Origin of the sequence: Mesorhizobium sp. M0185 (genome assembly GCF_040322175.1) — a bacterium.
GTDB lineage: Bacteria > Pseudomonadota > Alphaproteobacteria > Rhizobiales > Rhizobiaceae > Mesorhizobium.
Genome location: NZ_JAMYSY010000038.1, coordinates 1 through 20,496, shown reverse-complemented (window position 1 = coordinate 20,496; position 20,496 = coordinate 1). Strand labels below are relative to the sequence as shown.

At 62.6% G+C, this 20,496-nt stretch carries 27 protein-coding genes; 15 read left to right on the top strand and 12 right to left on the bottom strand.

What is annotated here, in order from left to right; genetic code table 11:
* Positions 1–5 precede the first annotated feature (5 nt).
* From NKJ20_RS24740 to NKJ20_RS24710, 7 genes are all read right to left on the bottom strand, one after another.
* Positions 6–953 carry a metallophosphoesterase family protein gene (locus NKJ20_RS24740; RefSeq protein WP_502895005.1) on the bottom strand — a complete coding sequence of 316 codons (948 nt, stop codon included), beginning with the start codon at positions 951–953 and terminating at the stop codon, positions 6–8.
* Positions 954–1,118: 165 nt separating this feature from the next.
* Positions 1,119–2,324 (bottom strand): aminotransferase class V-fold PLP-dependent enzyme, encoded by a 1,206-nt coding sequence (locus NKJ20_RS24735; protein WP_352747646.1) that lies wholly within the window; start codon positions 2,322–2,324, stop codon positions 1,119–1,121.
* Between the two features lie 23 nt (positions 2,325–2,347).
* Positions 2,348–2,809, bottom strand: a complete 462-nt coding sequence (locus NKJ20_RS24730; protein WP_023678474.1) for a RidA family protein — start codon at positions 2,807–2,809, stop codon at positions 2,348–2,350.
* Positions 2,810–2,843: 34 nt separating this feature from the next.
* Positions 2,844–3,638, bottom strand: a complete 795-nt coding sequence (locus tag NKJ20_RS24725) for an amino acid ABC transporter ATP-binding protein (protein ID WP_023678475.1) — start codon at positions 3,636–3,638, stop codon at positions 2,844–2,846.
* Between the two features lie 4 nt (positions 3,639–3,642).
* Positions 3,643–4,293 carry an amino acid ABC transporter permease gene (locus NKJ20_RS24720; protein WP_023678476.1) on the bottom strand — a complete coding sequence of 217 codons (651 nt, stop codon included), beginning with the start codon at positions 4,291–4,293 and terminating at the stop codon, positions 3,643–3,645.
* A gap of 1 nt (position 4,294) precedes the next feature.
* Entirely contained in the window at positions 4,295–4,960 is a 666-nt protein-coding gene (locus NKJ20_RS24715) for an amino acid ABC transporter permease (RefSeq protein WP_352746000.1), read from the bottom strand.
* A 66-nt stretch (positions 4,961–5,026) separates the two neighbouring features.
* A complete protein-coding gene (locus NKJ20_RS24710) occupies positions 5,027–5,908 on the bottom strand; it encodes a transporter substrate-binding protein (protein WP_031212143.1) in 882 nt (293 codons plus the stop codon).
* A gap of 128 nt (positions 5,909–6,036) precedes the next feature.
* Between NKJ20_RS24710 and NKJ20_RS24705 the strand changes: the two genes are divergently transcribed.
* The gene (locus NKJ20_RS24705) at positions 6,037–6,840 is read left to right on the top strand and encodes an IclR family transcriptional regulator (protein ID WP_352747644.1); all 804 of its coding nucleotides are present in this window, start codon (positions 6,037–6,039) and stop codon (positions 6,838–6,840) included.
* A gap of 50 nt (positions 6,841–6,890) precedes the next feature.
* Here NKJ20_RS24705 and NKJ20_RS24700 read toward each other — a convergent pair whose 3' ends face one another.
* Positions 6,891–7,094: a YdcH family protein gene (locus NKJ20_RS24700; protein ID WP_023678480.1), complete on the bottom strand. Its 204-nt coding sequence runs from the start codon at positions 7,092–7,094 to the stop codon at positions 6,891–6,893.
* 239 nt (positions 7,095–7,333) lie between these two features.
* On the opposite strand from NKJ20_RS24700, the gene NKJ20_RS24695 reads away from it, so the two are divergent.
* The 7 genes from NKJ20_RS24695 (at position 7,334) to NKJ20_RS24665 (ending at position 14,058) form a co-directional block, all read left to right on the top strand.
* Positions 7,334–7,513: a YdcH family protein gene (locus NKJ20_RS24695; protein WP_023678481.1), complete on the top strand. Its 180-nt coding sequence runs from the start codon at positions 7,334–7,336 to the stop codon at positions 7,511–7,513.
* 202 nt (positions 7,514–7,715) lie between these two features.
* Entirely contained in the window at positions 7,716–8,969 is a 1,254-nt protein-coding gene (gene ispG / locus NKJ20_RS24690; RefSeq protein WP_352683417.1) for a flavodoxin-dependent (E)-4-hydroxy-3-methylbut-2-enyl-diphosphate synthase, read from the top strand.
* Between the two features lie 4 nt (positions 8,970–8,973).
* Positions 8,974–9,828: a lytic transglycosylase domain-containing protein gene (locus NKJ20_RS24685; protein WP_352746007.1), complete on the top strand. Its 855-nt coding sequence runs from the start codon at positions 8,974–8,976 to the stop codon at positions 9,826–9,828.
* Positions 9,829–9,989: 161 nt separating this feature from the next.
* Positions 9,990–11,186 carry a phosphoglycerate kinase gene (locus NKJ20_RS24680; protein ID WP_352746021.1) on the top strand — a complete coding sequence of 399 codons (1,197 nt, stop codon included), beginning with the start codon at positions 9,990–9,992 and terminating at the stop codon, positions 11,184–11,186.
* Between the two features lie 140 nt (positions 11,187–11,326).
* Positions 11,327–12,352, top strand: a complete 1,026-nt coding sequence (locus NKJ20_RS24675) for a class I fructose-bisphosphate aldolase (protein WP_352747639.1) — start codon at positions 11,327–11,329, stop codon at positions 12,350–12,352.
* 150 nt (positions 12,353–12,502) lie between these two features.
* Positions 12,503–13,240: a DUF899 domain-containing protein gene (locus NKJ20_RS24670; protein ID WP_352747636.1), complete on the top strand. Its 738-nt coding sequence runs from the start codon at positions 12,503–12,505 to the stop codon at positions 13,238–13,240.
* A gap of 86 nt (positions 13,241–13,326) precedes the next feature.
* A complete protein-coding gene (locus NKJ20_RS24665) occupies positions 13,327–14,058 on the top strand; it encodes an SGNH/GDSL hydrolase family protein (protein ID WP_352634153.1) in 732 nt (243 codons plus the stop codon).
* 117 nt (positions 14,059–14,175) lie between these two features.
* Here NKJ20_RS24665 and NKJ20_RS24660 read toward each other — a convergent pair whose 3' ends face one another.
* Positions 14,176–14,337: a hypothetical protein gene (locus tag NKJ20_RS24660; protein WP_352540257.1), complete on the bottom strand. Its 162-nt coding sequence runs from the start codon at positions 14,335–14,337 to the stop codon at positions 14,176–14,178.
* Positions 14,338–14,539: 202 nt separating this feature from the next.
* Here NKJ20_RS24660 and NKJ20_RS24655 point away from each other — a divergent pair, with 202 nt between their 5' ends.
* The 3 genes from NKJ20_RS24655 to NKJ20_RS24645 all read left to right on the top strand — a co-directional run bounded on the left by NKJ20_RS24655 (position 14,540) and on the right by NKJ20_RS24645 (position 15,994).
* Positions 14,540–14,707 carry a hypothetical protein gene (locus tag NKJ20_RS24655; RefSeq protein WP_023678489.1) on the top strand — a complete coding sequence of 56 codons (168 nt, stop codon included), beginning with the start codon at positions 14,540–14,542 and terminating at the stop codon, positions 14,705–14,707.
* Positions 14,708–14,848: 141 nt separating this feature from the next.
* Positions 14,849–15,256 carry a hypothetical protein gene (locus tag NKJ20_RS24650; protein WP_352747633.1) on the top strand — a complete coding sequence of 136 codons (408 nt, stop codon included), beginning with the start codon at positions 14,849–14,851 and terminating at the stop codon, positions 15,254–15,256.
* 18 nt (positions 15,257–15,274) lie between these two features.
* Entirely contained in the window at positions 15,275–15,994 is a 720-nt protein-coding gene (locus NKJ20_RS24645) for a helix-turn-helix transcriptional regulator (RefSeq protein ID WP_023678491.1), read from the top strand.
* 58 nt (positions 15,995–16,052) lie between these two features.
* Here the strand turns inward: NKJ20_RS24645 and NKJ20_RS24640 are convergent, their stop codons facing one another.
* Complete coding sequence (locus NKJ20_RS24640; RefSeq protein WP_023678492.1) at positions 16,053–16,748, bottom strand: DUF1013 domain-containing protein; 696 nt, start codon at positions 16,746–16,748, stop codon at positions 16,053–16,055.
* Between NKJ20_RS24640 and NKJ20_RS24635 the strand changes: the two genes are divergently transcribed.
* A complete protein-coding gene (locus NKJ20_RS24635) occupies positions 16,741–17,106 on the top strand; it encodes a hypothetical protein (RefSeq protein ID WP_352452477.1) in 366 nt (121 codons plus the stop codon). The genes NKJ20_RS24640 and NKJ20_RS24635 overlap by 8 nt on opposite strands.
* Here the strand turns inward: NKJ20_RS24635 and NKJ20_RS24630 are convergent.
* A complete protein-coding gene (locus NKJ20_RS24630; protein ID WP_023678493.1) occupies positions 17,103–17,243 on the bottom strand; it encodes a DUF1127 domain-containing protein in 141 nt (46 codons plus the stop codon). The genes NKJ20_RS24635 and NKJ20_RS24630 overlap by 4 nt on opposite strands.
* A gap of 132 nt (positions 17,244–17,375) precedes the next feature.
* Positions 17,376–18,386: an NAD(P)H-quinone oxidoreductase gene (locus NKJ20_RS24625; RefSeq protein WP_352452476.1), complete on the bottom strand. Its 1,011-nt coding sequence runs from the start codon at positions 18,384–18,386 to the stop codon at positions 17,376–17,378.
* Positions 18,387–18,510: 124 nt separating this feature from the next.
* Between NKJ20_RS24625 and NKJ20_RS24620 the strand changes: the two genes are divergently transcribed.
* The 3 genes from NKJ20_RS24620 to NKJ20_RS24610 all read left to right on the top strand — a co-directional run bounded on the left by NKJ20_RS24620 (position 18,511) and on the right by NKJ20_RS24610 (position 20,368).
* Positions 18,511–18,705, top strand: a complete 195-nt coding sequence (locus NKJ20_RS24620) for a DUF1192 domain-containing protein (RefSeq protein WP_023678495.1) — start codon at positions 18,511–18,513, stop codon at positions 18,703–18,705.
* Positions 18,706–18,801: 96 nt separating this feature from the next.
* A complete protein-coding gene (locus NKJ20_RS24615) occupies positions 18,802–20,049 on the top strand; it encodes an MFS transporter (RefSeq protein WP_023678496.1) in 1,248 nt (415 codons plus the stop codon).
* A 31-nt stretch (positions 20,050–20,080) separates the two neighbouring features.
* Positions 20,081–20,368 (top strand): ArsR/SmtB family transcription factor, encoded by a 288-nt coding sequence (locus NKJ20_RS24610; RefSeq protein WP_023678497.1) that lies wholly within the window; start codon positions 20,081–20,083, stop codon positions 20,366–20,368.
* Positions 20,369–20,496: the final 128 nt, after the last annotated feature.

Below are 20,496 nucleotides of genomic sequence, written 5' to 3'. Positions count from 1 at the left end.
TCCCCTCAGGCCAGCGTGCTGTCGATGATGGCGAGGTCCTGCCCGCCTTGCGTGACTGTCACGCTGCTTGTGCCGAGCAGGCTGCGCAACTGGCCGGCAGGTACCGTCATCGGCCCGGGTGAGGCTGCGGTGCCCGGCGCCGGTTGCGGGAAAGCGGTCGAGCGCGCGGTATGAAAGGTAACGTTGCCTTCGACCTTCTGCATGATCTGGTGGATATGGCCGTTGAGTACGGTGACAGAGCCGAAGCGCTTGAGCAGGGCCAAGGCCTGCGCCGCGTCGTCGGTGCCCCAGCCCCATTCGGGATAAACAGCCCATAGCGGGATGTGGGCAAAGACGACGATTGGCGTCGAGGCGGTGACCGCCTTCAGATCATCGGCCAACCATGCCAACTGGTCGGCGCCGAGATTGCCCAGCCCGCCAGCCTTCAGGTTGACGACGTTGACCAGCCCGATGAAATGGACGCCGTTCTGGTCAAACGAATACCAGCCGGCGCCCTTGGTGCCCTTGCCGTAGCGGTCGAGATAGGCCTGGCCATTGCCGTCATCGATCAGGTCGTGCTCACCGGGCACATAATGCACGTCGAAGCCTGCGCCGCCGATGATCTGGGCAGCGTTGTCGAACTGCGCGACTTTCGACAAATGGGTGATGTCGCCGGTGTGGATCATGAAAGCGGGCTTTTGCGGCAACGCCTGGATCTTGCCGATCGCCTCTTTCAGCGTGTCGATGGCGTGCGGGTTGGCAGCCTTGTCGAAGCCGATGTGGCTGTCGGAGATCTGGAGGAAAGTGAAGCCGGTGGCCAAGGCCTCGGCGGCTTGCGACGCACCGAGCAGGCTGAGCGAGACCGGCACGCCGGCCGAAATTGTCCACAGCACTCCCGTGCCGGCCCAGATCATGCATTCCAGTGCATGACGGCGGCTGATGCCGTCAGCTTCATTGTCGTGGTGGTGGATCATACCGGTCTCCTGCACGCCGGAAATGGCGTCTGTTTGGGAGACCAATGGGCGGGGTGGTTTATTCCGCCCGAAGACTAAAAGTTCATTCACACTGCCGTGATGGCGCACTGGCCCGATGCGAAGCCGGTGCTGGAAGGCACTGGCTCGACCACGCTCTGGCGATGTCTAGTCCGGCCAGCGCAGCGCTCCGGCGGACTGCTTGCGAGCGGGTTTCATCGCATCCGCCGGCCGATCGGCAGCACTCAACACCGCCCGCAGGCGTTCGGCAACGATCTCCGCCTCGCCGGGATGGAGATTGCACGGATCAAGGAAGAAGTGACCGCGCTCGACCTCGTGGTTGCGCACGATCACGGGCGGTGAACCCGCCGCAAGCGCCGAGGCGAGGCCGGCGGCGGTGAAGCGGCTTTCCGGCGCAACGAACACCTGCAGGCGGTCGAGAGGATTTCCGGTCGGATCTGGAATGATACGTGCCTCGATGCCAGGCAGGCCCTGCAATGCGGCTTGCCACAGATGCAGTGCGGCTTCTTCCCGCTGGCGAATGCCGGCATGGTCGCGCCGCTCCCAGGCTTCCAGGGCCGCCATGGTGCCGGCAATGCTCTCCTTGCCGACCTTCATGGCGCGCGCAACGCCGCGGTTCTGGAGATAGGCGGCCCGTACCAGATCCTTGCGGCCGGCAACGATGCCGCTTGTCGGCCCTGAGAGAAATTTGTGCCCGCTGTAGACAACAATGTCGGCGCCGCGCGCCAGAAAGCCACGCAAATCGTATTCCGAGGCGGCGTCGACGATCACCGGCACGCCCTTGGCGTGGCAAATCTCGCAGAACTCCTCAAGCGAGAGCATGCCGTATTGCACGGTGTGGTGCGCAACGACGTAGAGGGCTGCCGCAGTCCGGTCCCGGATCGCCTCGGCAACATGATAATCCTGGGTGACGCTGACCGTGCCGGCAGGCACTGCCTTGGCTCCGGCAAGCCGGATCGACTGGTCGATCGGCGCGCCGTAATTGACGATGTGACCAAGCTGAACGATGACCTCCGATTTGAGGCCCTCGGTGTCGTCCGGCAGCCGCTCGATCGCAAGAAGGCTGGTCCCGGTCATCGCGCCGGCAATCGCCATTGTTATGCCGCTGGCGCAGCATGCGGTGATGAAGCCGGCCTCGCCGCCGGTGAGGCGTGCAATCACAGTACTTGCGGCGCGCTGCAGATCGTCCATCTCGACCCATTGCGAGGCGATTTCCGACATTGCGGCAATCGCTTCTGGCACGATGATCGAAGCGCCGAGCGCCGTCATCGTACCGGAAACATTGATGATCGGGCGAAGGCCAAGCCGTTCGCGGATTGTCGTGTTGGAACGGTCAGCGGCATAGGTCGTCATCTCTGTAGATCCTGTTTAAGATTTCAGGCGGCGATCTCGACGACCGCCTCGATTTCAACTGTGATGTTGCCCGGCAGCGAGCCGACACCGATCGCGGAACGGGCATGTCCGCCAAGCGTATCAAAGACGGCCGCGAAAAGATCGGAACAGCCGTTCACCACCTTGGGGTGCTCGCTGAATGTCGGCGTCGCATTGACAAAGCCAAGCAGCTTGACGACGCGCACGATGCGGCCGAGGTCGCCGGCCGCCGCATGCATGACGGCGAGTAGGTTCAGGCCGGTCAGACGCGCATGCCCGTAGGCCTCTTCAACGCTGACATCCTCTCCGACCTTGCCGGTGCAGAGCGCGCCATCGGCGCGCAACGGCCCCTGGCCGGAGAGGAAGATCAGCCGTCCGCTCTCGGCATAGGTGACGAAGTTGGCGATGGGCTTCGGCGGCTCGGGCAGTGTCAGGCCCAATTCCGCGAGCCGGATGTAAGGCGTCATAAAAGCTCCTTGCGACAGCTTTCGCCGTCCGATGTCAAAAATGCGAGGCGCGAAACCGCGCCAGGAAACTGCGAAGGCGTTCATTGTCGAACCCCGCCGCCAGAATCTCGGCGGGTGGTCCGACGGCACTGACGCCGCCATCCGCCATGAAAACGATGCGGCTCGATGCGTCGCGCGCAAAAGCCATTTCATGCGTGACCATCAGCATCGTCATGCCGTCTTCGGCGAGGCTGCGCACGACCTCGAGCACCTCGCCAACCAGTTCGGGGTCGAGCGCCGAGGTTATCTCGTCGAGAAGCAATATCTTCGGCTCCATCGCCACGGCGCGGGCGATGCCGACGCGCTGCTGCTGGCCGCCGGAAAGCTCGGCCGGCAGACTGTCGGCTTTGTGGGCGAGGCCTACGCGGCCGAGCCAGTGCTCGGCAATGGTGCGGGCCTCGGCATTGCTCTTGCCGCGCACCTTGCGCAGGCCAAGCATGATGTTGCCGGCCGCAGTCAAATGCGGAAACAGATTGAAGCTCTGGAACACCATTCCGGTCTCGGCTCGCATCGCCGCCAGGTCGCGCTCGCTGCGTCGCTGGCGCGTTCCCGTCTCGCGATAGCCGACTTCTTTGCCGTCGATACGGATCGAGCCGCTGTCGTAGCTCTCCAGGAAGTTGACGCAGCGCAGTAGCGTGGTCTTGCCGCTGCCGGAGGGGCCGATGATAGTCACGACCTCGCCGCGCGTCACTTGCAGGCTGACGGAGCGCAGGACCTCGACGGATCCAAAGGCTTTGGAAACCTCGGTGACATCGAGAAGTGCCGGATTCTGGTGCGAGGCGTTGGACATCGTGCTATTCCCGGATGAAGGAGAAACGCCGCTCCAGGCGCCGGCTGGCCAAGGAGAGGGCGTAGTTGACGGCGAAGTAGACGAGCGCACCGAGAATGTAGAGTGGCATCGCCTCATAGGTGCGGCCGATGACCTGGTTGATTGCCTGCATGAGGTCGGTGATGCCGAGCAGCGAGACCAGCGCGCTGCCCTTCACCGCGTCGGTGACGCCATTGATCCAGGGTGGCAGGAAGCGCCTGAACGCCTGCGGAAAAATGACGTAGACCAGCCGCTGGCGAAAGGTCAGTCCGATCGCCATCGCCGCCTCGGACTGACCCTTGGGAATCGAGCCGACGGCGCCCCTGAGATACTCGACGACTTGTGCGGTCTTGAAGAGGGTGAGGGCGAACACGGCCGCCCAAAAGGATTCCAGATGCAGCCCTACCGCGGGCAGGCCGTAATAGACGAAGAAGATCAGCACCAGGATCGGAATGCCGCGTATGGTGTCGCTGAAGATGCGCACTGCCCAGCGTAGCGGAAAAGGACCATAGACAAGGCCGACGCCCATCAACACGCCGGCGATGAGCGATAACACCACGACCAGCAGCGACACCCACAAGGTTACGGCAAAGCCTTCGGCGAGGAACGGCAAGGCGTAGATGATCTGGCTCAGCATGTCAGCGCGCCGCCTTGAACCGGCGCTCGACGAGCCGCAGCGCGAAAAGCAGCGTGTAGCCGGTCAACAGGTACATTGCCGTCACCACCAGATAGACTTCGACAATGCGGAACGTGTTGAAGTTGATCCACTGGGCGCCATAGGTGAGTTCGGGTACCGAGATGACCGACGCCACGGACGTATCCTTGAAGAGCGATATGAATGTGTTGGAAAGCGCCGGCAGGGTTATGCGCAGCATCGTCGGCAGGCGCACATCGAGCAGCCTTTGCCATGGCGTCAGGCCGATTGCCTTGCCGGCGTCGAGCTGACCGCGCGGCACCGCCTCGAGCCCCGAGCGAAACACCTCGACCAGGTAGGCGCCGCTGTAGAGCGACAGCGTGGCAATGAATGAGGTTTGCGCGCTGTAGGTAATGTCGACCACCGTCGGCAAGCCGTAGAAGACCAGATAGACGAGCAGGATCAGCGGCACGTTGCGGATGAACTCGACATACCCCGCGATGATGGTCCGCACCGCACGCCCGGCCGACACGTACCAGACCGCCAGAACGAGTCCGATGACGATGCCGATCGCGATCGAGATGACGGCCAGTTCGAGGCTTAGCAGCAGTCCGCCCCAGAGCTTGTCGAAATGCCGCCAGATAAGGTTGAAGTTGAGAGTATAACCCATGCGTCCTCGTCATGGAGGGCTGTGATGAGAGAAGGCGGAAGGACGTTGTCCTTCCGCCTGCTTGCATCAGATGACCGGGAAACCGGGATGGCGCGCCGGCGGCTCCTGTCCGAAATAATCCTTGAACGCAGCGTCGTAGAGGGCCGTTTCATGGCCGAACATGGCGATGGTGAAGGTCTGGTTGACGAAGGTCAGCCAGTCGAGGTCGCCCTGCCGCAGCGCGGCACCATAAAGCATCGAGAACCAGCTCTTGCCGGCATCGAAGTACTTATCCGGATTGCGCGAGGCGAGCCAGCGTACCGTTGACAGATCGACCGCGGCGGCGTCGACGCGCTTCGATTCCAAGGCCTGCAGCACGTTGGCCTGCGTGTCTATCTGCATCACCTGCGACTCCGGCAGGACGATATGCACGTTAGCCTCGGCATCGACATTTTGCAGGATGGAAATCCGCGTCGCCGAACCGCCGGCAAGCAGCTTGTCGAAGGTCTTGTTTTCGGCGTTCGGAAGGGTCAGCAAGGCGATGCCTTCGACGTAGTAGGGTCGGGAGAAGTGGATCAGCTGCGAGCGCTGGGCGGTCATGGTCATGAACTGGATGGTGATGTCGACCTTGTTGGTGGTCACGTTCGGAATGCGCTGAGCCGGATCCTGCATGACAAATTCGACCTTGGTCGGATCGTCGAAAAGCCCCTTGGCGAGGATGCGACCCATGGTGATGTCCATGCCTACCAGTTCGCCGGCGTCGTTCTCGAAATGCCAGGGCGCGTTGGTGCTGCCGGTCCCGACGATCACCTTGCCGCGCTCGAGGACGGTGCGCAGCAGGCTGTCCGGCGCTGCCTGGGCCGCCGCTTTCTGAACGTCGACCGCGGTAGCGGCGCTCATCACTCCGGCCGTTGCAAGCCCGGCCATTCCCAGTTTCAGAAATTCACGCCTTTTGGATGTGTCGTTCACGGCGACCTCCTTTCGTGTTGTGTTCCCCTTTGGAGCAGTAATACAGGCATCGGTTGCAACTGACGCCATTGTCCCTTACAAGGGACGCCTGTACTCTGTACAAGACAGATTAACATCAGGAATCGATAATGCAAGAAGGTAATGCCTTGGCCGCTCGACCGGACGCCGGTCTGGACGAAGACAAGAACTCGGTTTCTCGGGAGAAGGGCCTCAACCGGGTCCTCCAGATTCTGGAGTTTCTCCACACGACCCAGCGTGCGATCGGCATCGGCGACCTTGCCAAGGGGGTAAACGCGCCGCGTTCGACGACTTATACGCTTGTGCGCTCGCTGGTCGACGCAGGCCTGCTGGAGATGGCCGGAGACGGCAATCGGGTCTATTTCGGAAAGAAGCTCTATCTCTACGGAATGGACTATGTGCGGGGCAACGACCTGCTCAGGCGAGGACGCCAGGAAGTCGATCATCTGTCACGCGAGACCGGCGAGACCTCGGAGTTGTGCATGCTGCAAAGCGGCCGCTACACCATCGTCCATTCAACCCCGGGAACGAGGCCATTCCGGATCAGCTCGGCGACCGGTCTGCAAATACCGCTCCCCTGGACAGCTTCCGGGCGACTGCTCCTCGCCGGCTTCGACAGGGCAGCGATTGAGGATATGGTCTCCGAGGACGATCTCGTGCTGCCGGACGGCCGCAGATTGCAACTCGACGATTTCATAGACGACATCGCCGTCGCCAAGTCGGCCGGCTACTGCGTCACCTCCGGCCTTGTCGATGCCTACACGAAATGCCTGGCCGCGCCGGTCTTTTCAGCGCCGGGCAGGGTCGAGGCGACGATGTGCCTGGTGGTTCCGATCGATACCTCGACCGAAAAGACCGACAACCTGATAGCGTTGTTGCGCGAGCGCGCCGCACGGCTTTCGATCGCGGCATAACCGCTTTTCCAGCAGGCCCCGCCGGCGTTCGTTCAAACAATGGCGTTCGTTCAAGCAATAATGTCTGGAATGATCTTGTCTTCCAGCGCCATCAGCCTGTCCTTCAGGAAAAGCTTCTTTTTCTTCATGCGCTGGATCTGCAGCGGGTCGCAATTCATGGCGATCATCGCATTGATGGCCGCGTCGAAATCGGCGTGTTCCTGCTTCAGCCGGGAATATTCGAGGCGGATATCTGCCTGTTCCTGATCGGACATTTTTACCGTCTGCACGTCTGCGGCGCCCAAACTATGGGCCTGATTGGGCGGGACCGGGGCTTCTTGCCCCGGCGCGCAGCCCATATCACATTTCATATTGGCGTGGAATGCTACCACGCAGCATTCGACATCGGTGCGCGATGGTGGCACACTGTCATTATGCCGTCATAGAAGCGAGCCTGCGGTGGACGTGCCATGACGGCTGCAATCCGAGGAAACCATGAAAGGGAGAACCAATCATGTCTCTTGCATCCCATCTTGATGAGCTGCAGCGGAAACACGGCGACATCGAACGCGAAATCGATGATGCGATGACCCATCCATCGGTAGACGACCTCGAAATCGTGAATCTCAAGCGGCGCAAGCTGGCGCTCAAGGACGAGATTGAAAAACTGAAGGCGAAACCGACGACCCACTGAAACCCTTCCAGGACTAGAAGCGCCGCCCGGAGCGCGATCTTTCCGGTGGCATGTCTCTATGCTGCCGGAAACGCTCATGGATTTGCGGCAAGCTGCCGTCTTGTTGTTTCCGATTTGCTGGGCCTGCGCGCCAGTTGCCATTGACAAGCCATCTTTGCTCCTCCACCTCATGCCCGGACCTTCAAGATTAAAGGTAGCCGGCATGACCGGATATTTTTCCTCACCCTTCCCACGCCGCAGGTCGGTCGGTGTCGATGTCGGCGGCGTGATTGTCGGCGGCGGCGCCCCAGTCGTCGTCCAGTCGATGACCAACACCGACACGGCCGATGTCGACCAGACGGTCGCGCAAGTGGCGGCGCTGCATCGCGCCGGCTCCGAGATCGTGCGCATAACGGTCGACCGCGACGAAAGCGCTGCCGCTGTGCCGGCCATCCGCGAGCGACTGGAGCGGCTCGGCATCAACGTGCCGCTGGTCGGCGATTTCCATTATATCGGCCACAAGCTCCTGGCCGATCATCCGGCCTGCGCCGCGGCCTTGGCCAAGTACCGCATCAACCCCGGCAATGTCGGTTTCAAGGACAAGAAGGACCGGCAGTTCGCGGCAATCGTCGAGATGGCGATCCGATACGACAAGCCGGTGCGCATCGGCGTCAACTGGGGTTCGCTCGACCAGGAGCTGCTGACCCGGCTGATGGATGACAACCAGGCCCAAGGCTTTCCGCTGACCGCGCAGGAAGTGACGCGCGAGGCAATCGTGCAATCGGCGATCCTGTCGGCCGAAATGGCCGAAGAGATCGGCCTTGCGCGCGAGAAGATCATCCTGTCGGCCAAGGTCAGCGGCGTGCAGGATCTGATCGCCGTCTACACCGAGCTTGCCACCCGATCCGACCATGCGCTGCACCTCGGCCTGACAGAGGCCGGCATGGGCTCGAAAGGCATCGTCGCCTCGTCCGCGGCCATGGGCATCCTGCTCCAGCAAGGGATCGGCGACACCATCCGTATCTCGCTGACGCCGGAGCCGAACGGTGACCGCACACGCGAAGTGCAGGTGTCGCAGGAGCTGTTGCAGACCATGGGCTTCAGGCAGTTCGTGCCGATCGTCGCCGCCTGCCCGGGCTGCGGCCGCACGACCTCGACCGTGTTCCAGGAGCTTGCCCAGAACATCCAGGCCGACCTGCGCAAGAACATGCCGGTGTGGCGCGAACGCTATCCCGGCGTCGAGAACCTCAAGGTCGCGGTGATGGGTTGCATCGTCAACGGTCCGGGCGAATCCAAACATGCCGATATCGGCATTTCGCTGCCCGGCACCGGTGAGACACCGACCGCCCCGGTGTTCGTCGACGGCAAGAAGGCGGCGACGCTGCGCGGCCCATCGATTGCCGCGGATTTCGAGAAGATGGTCGCCGACTATATCGAACGGCGGTTCGGGCAGCACGACAAAGCCGCGGCGGAGTAGTTGAATGCGGCGTTTGCTGGGCGCGGCGCTGGTTCTCATTTGCGGGCTGATCTGGGCGACAGCCGTTCAGGCCGATCCACCACGGCCCGCCAAAAAGAAGCTGATCGACCAGGTTTGCAACCTGATCGAGGCCCATGCCGACCGGAACGGGCTGCCCAGGGATTTCTTTGCCCGGTTGATCTGGAAGGAAAGCCGTTTCGATCCCAATGCGGTCAGCCCGGTCGGCGCCGAAGGCATTGCCCAGTTCATGCCGGGCACCGCCAGGATGCGCGGGCTCGCCAATTCCTTCGACATCGAACAGGCGATCCCGGCCTCGGCAAAATACCTCGCCGAAATGAAATCCGGTTTCGGCAATCTCGGCCTCGCCGCCGCAGCCTACAATGCCGGCGAGAGCCGGGTGACGCGCTGGCTGCATTCCGGCGGCTTCTTGCCGATGGAGACCGAAAGCTACGTGTTGGACGTCATGGGCGAGCCGGCCGACAACTTCACCAATACCGCCTACGCCGGCGTCATCCGGCCGCTCGACAAGAAGGCGAGTTTCGCTGCTGCTTGCCGCGAGCTGCCGGTGATCATGTCCAGAACCGTGCCGATGTCGTCGATCAACATCAAGCCGTGGGGCGTGCAGGTGGCCGGCAATTTTCGCCGCGCCGCGGCGCTCAACCAGTGGCTGAGAGTGAAAAGCCGGTTCCCGGCAATGCTTGCCGGCCACGATCCGGTGGTCAGCCGGGTCCGTACCCCGATCGGCAGGCGCGGCATCTATGCCGTGCGGATCGGCGCCGATAACAGAGCCAAGGCCGACACGATCTGCGACAAGCTGCAAAGCGTCGGCGGCGCCTGCATCGTGGTACGCAACCGGTAAAGCCATATGTCGGAGCGTTTTGCGCCATTGCTGCCCATCTCGCTCCCCGTGGCACTTCGTCCTCGATACGTGAATCATATTTTCGGTGAACCGTTAGGCAGGTCTTGCATCGTCGTCGATGCGGGGTAAGGTCCCCGCGATTTTTCGTGAAAGGGATCAGCATGGCCGGCTTCAAGACACTGGACGACATCGGCAATATCAGCGGCAAGCGTGTGCTGGTGCGTGTCGACCTCAACGTTCCCGTCACCGAGGGCAAGGTCACCGACGCCACCCGCATCGAGCGCATTGCGCCGACCATTGCCGAGCTCTCCGGCAAGGGAGCCAAGGTCATCCTGCTTGCCCATTTCGGCCGGCCCAAGGATGGACCTGCGCCGGAATTCTCGCTCGAGCCGATCGCCAAGGCGACGGCGGACGTGCTCGGCCGTCCGGTTGGCTTTGCCGCCGACTGCATCGGTGACAAGGCGGCAAATGCAGTTGCTGCCATGAATAATGGCGACGTGCTGCTGCTCGAGAACACCCGCTTCAATAAGGGCGAGGAGAAGAACGACCCGGCCTTCACCGAAAAGCTCGCCGCTAACGGCGATATCTTCGTCAACGACGCCTTCTCTGCTGCGCACCGTGCCCATTCGTCGACGGAAGGGCTGGCGCATGTGCTGCCGGCGTTCGCCGGCCGCACCATGGAGGCCGAGCTCGATGCGCTGGAAAAGGGGCTTGGCAATCCCGTCCGCCCGGTTGTCGCCATCGTCGGCGGCGCCAAAGTCTCGACCAAGATCGACCTGTTGATGAACCTGGTGAAGAAGGTCGACGCGCTGGTCATCGGCGGCGGCATGGCCAATACGTTTCTAGCGGCGCGCGGCACCGACGTCGGGAAATCCTTGTGCGAGCATGATCTCGCGACCACCGCCAAGCAGATCATGATCGAGGCGGCCGAGGCCGGCTGCGCCATCATCCTGCCCGCCGACGGCGTTGTCGCCAGGGAGTTCAAGGCCGGCGCCGCCAGCGAGACCGTCGCCATAGCAGACGTGCCGGCCGACGGCATGATCCTCGACGTAGGCGCAAAGACCGTGAAAACCATTGCCGAATGGATCGACCGCGCCGCGACGCTGGTCTGGAACGGGCCGCTCGGCGCCTTCGAGATCGAGCCGTTCGACCATGCAACGGTGGCGACGGCCAGGCACGCGGCAGCGCGCACCAAGGCCGGCAGACTGATCTCGGTCGCTGGCGGAGGCGACACGGTGGCGGCGCTCAATCATGCCGGCGTCAGCGATGATTTCACTTATGTCTCGACGGCCGGCGGCGCTTTCCTCGAATGGATGGAAGGCAAGCCCTTGCCCGGCGTCGACGTCTTGAAGCGCTGAGCGCGGCCGCAAGAGCAGCGCGAAGGAGTGCGCCCGCGACTTTCAATCGATTCGCGCTTGTTTGACGAAATGGTTCGACTTGAACCTGCGTTGCTCTGGTGGTCTGCTGGGCGCGTATCAATTCTTTCAGGAGAAGCACGATGAGCGAACGTCTCGAGGACATTGCCGCCGCGATGGTGGCCAATGGCAAGGGCCTGCTGGCCGCCGACGAGAGCTCCGGCACCATCAAGAAGCGCTTCGACGTCATCGGTGTCGAGTCGACCGCCGACAGTCGCCGCGACTATCGCGAGATGATGTTCCGCGCCAGCGATGCAATGACCAAGTACATTTCCGGCGTCATCCTCTACGACGAGACCATTCACCAGAAGGCCGCCGACGGCACACCGCTGGTCGACATCATCAAGGCATCAGGCGCTATCCCCGGCATCAAGGTCGACGCCGGCGCCAAGCCGCTGGCCGGCTTTCCCGGCGACACCATCACCGAGGGCCTGGACGGCCTGCGCGAACGCCTTGCCGACTATTACAAGCTCGGCGCCCGCTTTGCCAAATGGCGCGCGGTGATCGACATCGATGTTGCCAAGGGCGTGCCCTCTGCCACCTCGATCGGCTCGAACGCCCATGCGCTCGCCCGCTATGCAGCGCTTTGCCAGGAGGCCGGCATCGTGCCGATCGTCGAGCCGGAAGTGCTGATGGACGGCGCTCACGACATCGACATTTGCTACGAGATCAGCAAGGCGACGCTGACAAAGCTTTACACGGAACTCTATGCGGCGCGCGTCGTCCTCGAAGGCACCATCCTGAAGCCGAACATGGTGCTGGCCGGCAAGAAATCAGGCAAGGTCAGCAGCCCCGACGAAGTTGCCGAAAAGACGATAAAACTGTTCCGCGAGACGGTGCCGGCCGCTATTGGAGGCATTGCCTTCCTTTCGGGCGGACAATCTGACGAGGAGGCGACCGCCAACCTCAACGCCATCAATGCCATTGGCCCGCATCCGTGGAAGCTGACCTTTTCCTACGGTCGCGCCTTGCAGGCCGCTCCGCAGAAGGCCTGGAGCGGCAAGCCGGCGAACGTCGCCGCCGCGCAGGCCGCCTTCGCCCATCGAGCCCACATGAACCATCTGGCAGCCCTTGGACAATGGCAGCCGACGCTGGAGCAAGCCGCCTGACGGAATTCAGGTTGCGTTCCCTCCGACCCGGGCCATGTGCCCGGGTTTGTTTGAAAGCAGCAAGGGCCGCAATTTCCTGCAACTAAAAATGCAGCTCGGTGTCGGCATTCCTCGCTGCCGAACGTCCTCCGTGAAAAGAGGAGCAGACCTATGCCAAACAACAAGACCGTATCGCAGGAAGACTGGTTTCAGGCGCACAAGGCGCATCTGGCGCGCGAAAAGGAATTGACGCGCTTTCGCGACCGCGTCGCCGCCGAACGCCGCGAATTGCCGTGGCTGAAGATCCGCAAGGACTATGTCTTCGAGACCGAGCAAGGGCCAAAGAAACTGCCCGACCTGTTCGGCGGCAACAGCCAGCTGATCGTCTACCATTTCATGTTCGGGCCGGGCGCCGATTATCGTTGCGAGGGCTGCTCGTTCCTTGCCGACCACATTGACGGTGCCAACCAGCATCTCAGGCACCACGACGTCTCGCTCGTGGTGGTGGCGCGGGCGCCGCTGGCCGAGCTTCTGCCCTACAAGCAGCGCATGGGCTGGAAATTCGACTGGGTGTCGTCGTACGCTTCGGACTTCAACTTCGACATGCAGGTGTCATTCACCGACAAGCAGATCGCGGCCGGCGACACGACCTACAATTTCGAGCGGCGCGCGCGGAGATCGAAAGACCTTCCCGGCACCAGCGTGTTCTATCGCGACGAGAAAGGCGACATCTTCCTGACTTTCATCTCGCGCTCCAGAGGCGGCGATCCGCTGATCGGCGCCTATCACTATCTCGACCTGACGCCGAAAGGCCGCAACGAAACTGGCCCGCATCATAGCCTCGGCGACTGGGTGCGGCTGCACGACGAGTATGAAGACCGATCCGGAACACATGACTGCTGCCATTGAGGCGACAAGGGTGTCGCTGCAAGGTCGTTCACCTTCAGTGCAACATGCGCTAAGTGCTGTTCGCTATGCCCTAAAAGGGACTTGCCATGCGGCGCTTTCCGACCCTTCTCACCTGGCTCGCCTTTCCGGTTTATGTCTGGCAAGGACTTGGCGTGCGTCGCCGCACCGCCCGCATGCTGCCGGCACAAGGTCCGGTCATGCACGAGATATCTGGCCTGGCGCCAGCAATCTCGGTTCTGGTGCTTGGCGATTCCTCCGCCGCCTCGGTCGGCATCGGCAATTCCGAAAACGGATTGGCCGCGCAACTGGCAGTTCTGATTGCGCAACGCACCGGCCGCACCGTGCGCTGGCGGGCGGCCGGCTTCAACTCGGCAACCTCTGGCCAGATCCGCGATCATGTGCTGCCCAATCTATCGGCCGATCCGTGGACGCATATCGTGCTGGCCATCGGTACCAACGACACCAAGAATTTTCATTCCGTACCGCGCTTCAAGCGCGAGTTTGGCGGCCTGCTCTACGCGCTGCGCGCCAAATGGCCGGAAGCGCGCGTGGTGTGGTCGCCGGTGCTGGAGTTCACCCGGGCTCCGGCAATGCCGCCATTGCTCGGCAAGATCCTCGAAATCCGCGCCGTCGAGGTGAACCGGATGGGCGAGCGCCTTTGCCTCGAACGCGGCGCCATACCGGCGCCCCGGCTGCCGATCACGGATGCCGATGCCGGCTTCGCATCGGATGGATTTCACGCTTCGGAAGCCGGCTACCGAGCCTGGGCGGAACATCTGGTCAGCCTGGTGCTCGCCAACGAACCGGGCGTCGCGTAGCGGGCCGCCCGCACTAAAGCGCGTCGCGTTCGATTGGTCTCATCCGACGCGCTTCAGGTTCTTGTTTTTATGCATGTCGTTGTCGCAAAACCGCTGCACAATTTTGCGCGACATGCATTACGTCCAGTGCCCGAGCACCGCCGTAATCGAAATCGCCGCCATCGCCAGCAGCGCCAGCTTCCAGAAATCGCTGCGCCGCTTCAGCCCGGGCCAGCCGAGCGGCTTGATGAGCTGGATGACCATCATGAAGATGATGACGAGCGCGAGAAGTTTCGACATGCAGCCTTTGATCAGCATCGCGGCTGGCTGTCAAAGCGGCTCCGGGATCGCCGGCTTCCACTGCGGCAAGCCTCTTTTCAGCACTGCCTTGTCACTTCGATGGATAAATCGGAACGCCGGTCATGAGAGCCGCACCCTCCTGACAGACTGCTGTCAGCAGGGGTGTGCGATAGTGCCTGCATCGAAAGAGAGGAGACCAGCCATGAACGGTATTACCATTCTGCGTAGCGTGCAGCACTATGTCGGCAAGATCCGGACGATCCGCAATGAGATCCGCACCCAGCGATTCATGAACACCCTGCCGGCGGACATCCGCAAGGATATTGGTTGGCCGGACATGTATGGCGACCGCCGCAATGGCGGCAATTGAGGCAAGCTTTCCGCGTGGCGTTTGGATGCGACCTGGCGACGAGCTGAAATGGGCATGCTGAAGCCTCCTGACAGTATGGTGTCAGGAGGCTCGTGCCATAGTGCAATGGCCGCCGGAGCCGGATGGCCGAGAGGACGATCGATGAAAAGCTGGAACGACAGGCTGAACACGCCTGGCATCAACGGCATAACACCGTCGCCACGCACCATCGGCGACGTCGTCGAAGGCCAGCCGATGCTGGTTCCTACAGCTCGCCAGGTCCACGCATTCATCCGCTCTATCCCCGAAGGCATGGACATGAATATCCGCGCTTTGCGCACCGCTCTCGCCATCGAGCACGGTGCCGAGATGACATGTCCGGTCACCATCGGCTATCATCTGCGCACCGTCGCCGAGGCCGCCAACGAGGATCTTGAGCGTGGTATGGCGCTGGGCGATGTTGCGCCGTTCTGGCGGGTGGTCGACGCAAGCACGCCGACAACGAAGAAACTGTCCTTCGGCGCGGCCTTCGTCGCCGCGCAGCGCAAGCGCGAAGGGCTGGAACGATAGACGCCGAGGGACCATACGATGCGCCGCGCCGACAGGCTCTTCCAAATCGTGCAGCATCTGCGTGGTGGTCGTCTGGTCACCGCCCAGAAGCTGGGCACGTGGCTCGAGGTTTCCGAGCGGACGATCTATCGCGACATCGCAGACCTGCAGTCGACCGGCGTGCCGATCGACGGCGAGGCCGGTGTCGGCTACATGATGAGGGAGGGTTTCGACCTTCCGCCGCTGATGTTCACGCGTGACGAGATCGTCGCGCTGGTCGCCGGCGCCCGCATGGTGCGCGCCTTTGGTGGCGCGGCCATGGCGCGAGCCGCCGACGAGGCGCTGGTCAAGATAGGCGCCGTGTTGCCCGACGCCGAAAAGGACCGCATCGCCCGTACCGAGATCCACACGCCGATGTGGGTGGTAAGCGATGCCGCCCGCGAAGCCATCGACCTGATCGAGCGGTCCATCGAGAAACGTCAGGTGCTGACCATCGACTATTCGGATGAGGCCGGCCGCAGCACCGCGCGCGACATCCGCCCGCTCGGCCTGTGGTTCTGGGGCAAGGTGTGGACCTTGGTCGCCTGGTGTGAGATGCGCGGCGATTTCCGCGCCTTCCGCATCGACCGCATCGCCTCGGTGGTCATCGCCGGCCGCACCTTCAAGCCGGAGCGCGGCAAGCAGCTCGCCGATTTCTATCGCGCGGTGGAGCGCAGCGAGGATTACGGCATGGCGCCGGACCGGGCGGCGCGAAGCTGACACGGAAGATCACAAAAAAGCCCGCTTGAAAGCGGGCTTTTTGTTTTGGATGCCAGACCTATTCCTCTTCGTCGGCGTCCTTGTCCTTCGACTTCAGCGCTGAAAGCTTGGCGAAGACGGCGTTGGCGTCAAGTTCGCGGTCCTCGTCCTTCGGCTTTTCGGGCGCCGGCACCAGCCGTTCGGTCAAGGCGGCCGGCAGCAGCGTATCGCCGACCGGCTGCGCCTGCTCGCGGCCGCGCGAGGCGCGGTTGATTTCCATATCGAGGTCGATCTGCGACGTCAGGCCGAGCGTCACCGGATCCATCGGCTGGAGATTGGCGGAGTTCCAGTGCTTTCTGTCGCGGATCTGGTCGATCGTCGACTTCGTTGTGCCGACAAGGCGGGCAATCTGCGCATCCTTGAGCTCGGGATGGTTGCGCACCAGCCAGAGGATGGCGTTGGGCCGGTCCTGGCGCTTCGACAGCGGCGTGTAGCGCGGACCCTTGCGTTTGGATTCCGGCACCCGCACCTTGGGATCCGAGAGCTTCAGCCGGTGGTTCGCGTCCTTCTCGGCGCGCGCGATCTCGTCGCGAGTGAGCTGGCCGGTCATGATCGGGTCCATGCCCTTGATGCCTTGCGCCGACTCGCCGTCGGCGATCGCCTTGACCTCAAGCGGATGCAGTCCGCAGAACTGCGCGATCTGCTCGAAGGAAAGCGCTGTGTTGTCAACCAGCCAGACGGCGGTCGCCTTTGGCATCAGCAGCGTATTGGCCATTACAAAAATCCTTCTCGTTCGCCCGCGTTCCCGCGCGGGCGGTGGTTTAGAGCCACCAAAATGGGAAAATCGCGGTCTATATAACCGCTCGCTCGCCGTTTCGCAATGTTTTTGGCAGGCGCGCGTCAAGGACGGCACGGCAGCGCGACCAGCAGACCGCGAAGGGTCGGCAGATGACGCCATGCAGTCGAAAGCTTCAAAAAGACAAAGCCCGCCAGACCAAGGTCGGGCGGGCTCGGAACCGGCGACGGAAATCCGTCTGCTGCGGCTCTGGCTTCTAAAGCTTGATCCCGAACCGCGGCTCGGCGTTGCCGAAAAGCAGCGCCCGGTCTTCGAGCGGGATCGTGCTCGAGATTAAAGCCCTTTGCGGGCGATTCTCTCGATGTCGCCGCGGTTGATGCCGAGGTCGTTGAGCTGACGAGCATTCAGCCGGTTCAGTTCGCGCACGGTTTCGTTGTACATGCGCCAGTTACGGAAAGCGCGGATCGGGTTCATGATAGTCCTCCATCGTTTTGATGCCGCGTAAATAGGCATCGGCGATGAAAAATTGAACAGACGCTTTTGCATGGCCGCAATGCGTTTGTTGCATTGCACCATTAGGCTTTCGTTCAGCCTGTTTGCGGGCCGTCAGGCGACATCGAGCACAATCTTGCCGATGTGCTCACCCTCCTCCATCCGCTCATGCGCCCGCCACGCTTCCTTGAGCGGGAAGATCGTATCCATCACCGGCGCAACCTTGCGCGTGCCGAGCAGCGGCCAAACCTGCGCCTCCAGCGCAGCCGCAACTGCCGCCTTGAACTCCACGGTGCGTGGCCTGAGCAGCGATCCTGTGTGCACGAGCCGCTTGGCCATGATCTTGAAGAAATCGGCGCTCGCCACCGCCCCGCCCTGCGTCGCGATCTGGACGATGCGGCCTTCCATGGCTGCAGCCTCATAGTTTCGCGCCACATAGTCGCCGCCGACCATGTCGAGGATGACATTGGCACCCTTGCCGCCGGTTGCCTCCTTGACTGCGGCGACGAAGTCCTCCTCGCGGTAGTTGATCGCCCGGTCGGCGCCGAGCTTGAGGCAGGCGTCGCATTTCTCCTTGCTGCCGGCGGTGGTGACGACATAGGCGCCGAAAGCGGCAGCAAGCTGGATCGCCGTGGTGCCGATACCCGACGAGCCGCCATGCACGAGCAGGGTCTCGCCGCTCTTCAGGCCGCCGCGCTCGAAGACATTGTGCCAAACAGTGAAGTAGTTTTCCGGCAGCGCCGCCGCTTCGGTGTAGGTAAAGCCGGCGGGCAGCGGCAACACGCTGCCGGCGTGCACTCTGACATATTCGGCATAGCCGCCGCCCGCCGTCAGCGCACAGACCCGGTCGCCGACGCGCCAGCGCGATATCTCGTCACCAAGGGCAGCGACTTCGCCTGCTGCTTCCAGGCCCGGCAGATCCGACGCTCCCGGCGGTGGCGGATAGGCGCCCTTGCGCTGTTGCACGTCCGGCCGGTTGACGCCGGCGGCCCGCACCCGGATCAGGATCTCGCCGGGACCGGGAACCGGTACGTCGCGGGTTTCCGCTTTCAGCACCCGCGGCCCGCCCGGTTCCGATATGGCGATCGCCATCATCTTCGCCGGAATTTTCTGTGCGTTCGCCATGAATTTTCCCGTCGTGCTCCGCCGGTTTCTCGTGCCAGCTCTTGCCCGCCATTTGCATCCATACCCTTGCCCTATGTATGCTCATTGGCAAATCAGGCAAATGGGCAATCACGGAGGAGCGACGATGGCGATCTTCGACGACGAACCCAAGAAGAAAGCGCGCCCGCACGAGATCGGGCAGGATCTGTCGCTGCTTTCCGTCGATGAATTGTCCGAACGGATCGGCATCCTGCGCGACGAGATCGCCCGGCTGGAAGCCGAGCTCAAGACCAAGGGCTCGACCAAGTCGGCGGCAGAGGCGCTGTTTCGCCGCGGGTAGTTACTGCGGGTAATTCCAAAAGCTCGGGCACGCCGCCGAAAAGCCCGAATGCCGCTGTCTCCAGACTTGTGCCCTAACCCCCAGCCGGATTGAAAAATGTTCGCAAGCTACAGACCGATCCTCTCGCTGCTGCGCGGCACCGCGTTCCTGTTGGCGGCATCCGGACTGCACGGTCTGCTGTTGCCGCTGCGCGGCCAGGTGGAGGGCTTCTCGACGGCATCGCTCGGCCTGATGGGCACGGCTTGGGCCGGCGGCTTCGTCACCGGCTGCTTCTTTGCGCCACGCATCGTGCGCCGCGCCGGTCATGTCAGGGCTTTCGGCGCCTTTGCCGCATCGGGAGCGATCGTCGCACTGCTCACCGGCCTGATCATCGACGAATATACCTGGATCCTGCTGCGCGCCTTCACCGGCTTCACCATGGCCGGCGCCTTCATGGTCATCGAAAGCTGGCTCAACGAGAAGGCCACCAACGAAAACCGCGGCACCGTCTTCGGCCTCTACATGATGGTCACCTATGCCTCGATCATGGGCGGTCAGATGATCGTTGCCGGCGGCGATGTGAGATCGGCGTCGCTGTTCATGATCACCGGCATTCTGTTCTGCCTGTCGCTGATCCCGACGGCGGTCTCGACGGCGTCTCACCCCAAGCCGCTGCAGGACGTGTCGCTTGACGTCAAGGGGCTCTACGTCAATTCGCCGGTGTCGGCGATCGCTTGCGTGCTGATCGGCATCGCCAACGGCGCCTGGGGTACACTTGGTGCCGTCTATGGAGCGCGCATCGGCATCTCGACAGCCGAGATCGCGCTGATGATGAGCCTCGTGGTCATCGCCGGCGCTGCCATGCAGCTTCCGGCCGGGCGGCTCTCCGACACGACGGACCGTCGTTTCGTGCTGGCGGGCGCGGCCTTCGGCGCTGCGCTGTTTGCCATCGCCATCTTCCTGTTCGAACCGCGCTCCGGCGTCTTCGTCATCGTCTGCACCGCCGCCTACGGCGCCTTCGCCTACACGCTCTATTCGATCGCGGTGGCGCATGCCAATGACCATGCGCGATCGGAGGACTTCGTCAAAGTGTCGGGCGGCCTGCTGCTGCTTTATGGCTTCGGCACGATGATCGGTCCGCTGGTGGCCGCCGGCCTGATGGGCTGGATGCGCCCTGAGGGGCTGTTCCTGGCCACTGCGCTCGCGCATCTCAGCCTGGCTGGCTATACGCTGCTGCGCATCAGCCGTCGCGCGCCGGTGCCGATCGAAGGCCGCGATGCCTTCAAGACCCAGCCCGCCGATCGCTCGGTGACGCCGGAAGCGTTGCGGCTCGACCCGCGTAGAAAAGCTGAAGCCGACAGTTGAGATTCGAGGCGCTTTGCCCCACAAATAAGGCATGATGCTTTCCGACGCCTTCATGGCGATTGCCGATCCCAACCGGCGCCATCTCTTGGAAGAGCTCCGGCGCGGACCGAAGACCGTCAACGAATTGGCATCCGGCTTGCCGGTGTCCCGCCCGGCCGTTTCGCAGCACCTGAAGGTGCTGCTTGATGCGGGGTTGGTCAACGCCAAGCCGGAAGGCACCAGGCGCGTCTATACGGTCAGCAATGCCGGCTTCCTGAAGCTCAACATCTGGCTTGACCAGTTCTGGGATGCGGAGCAGCTCGGTTCACCCGGAAGCTGAGAGGCATCGTCAGCGCGTCGAGCAACTATGCAGCATCGGGCCTAGAGTATCCGTGTTGGTCAAGGGAGAGATGGTGTCCAGGTCCGATTGTCCCTGAGTAGTGCGTTTGCGAGGATGATGAGCTTTCG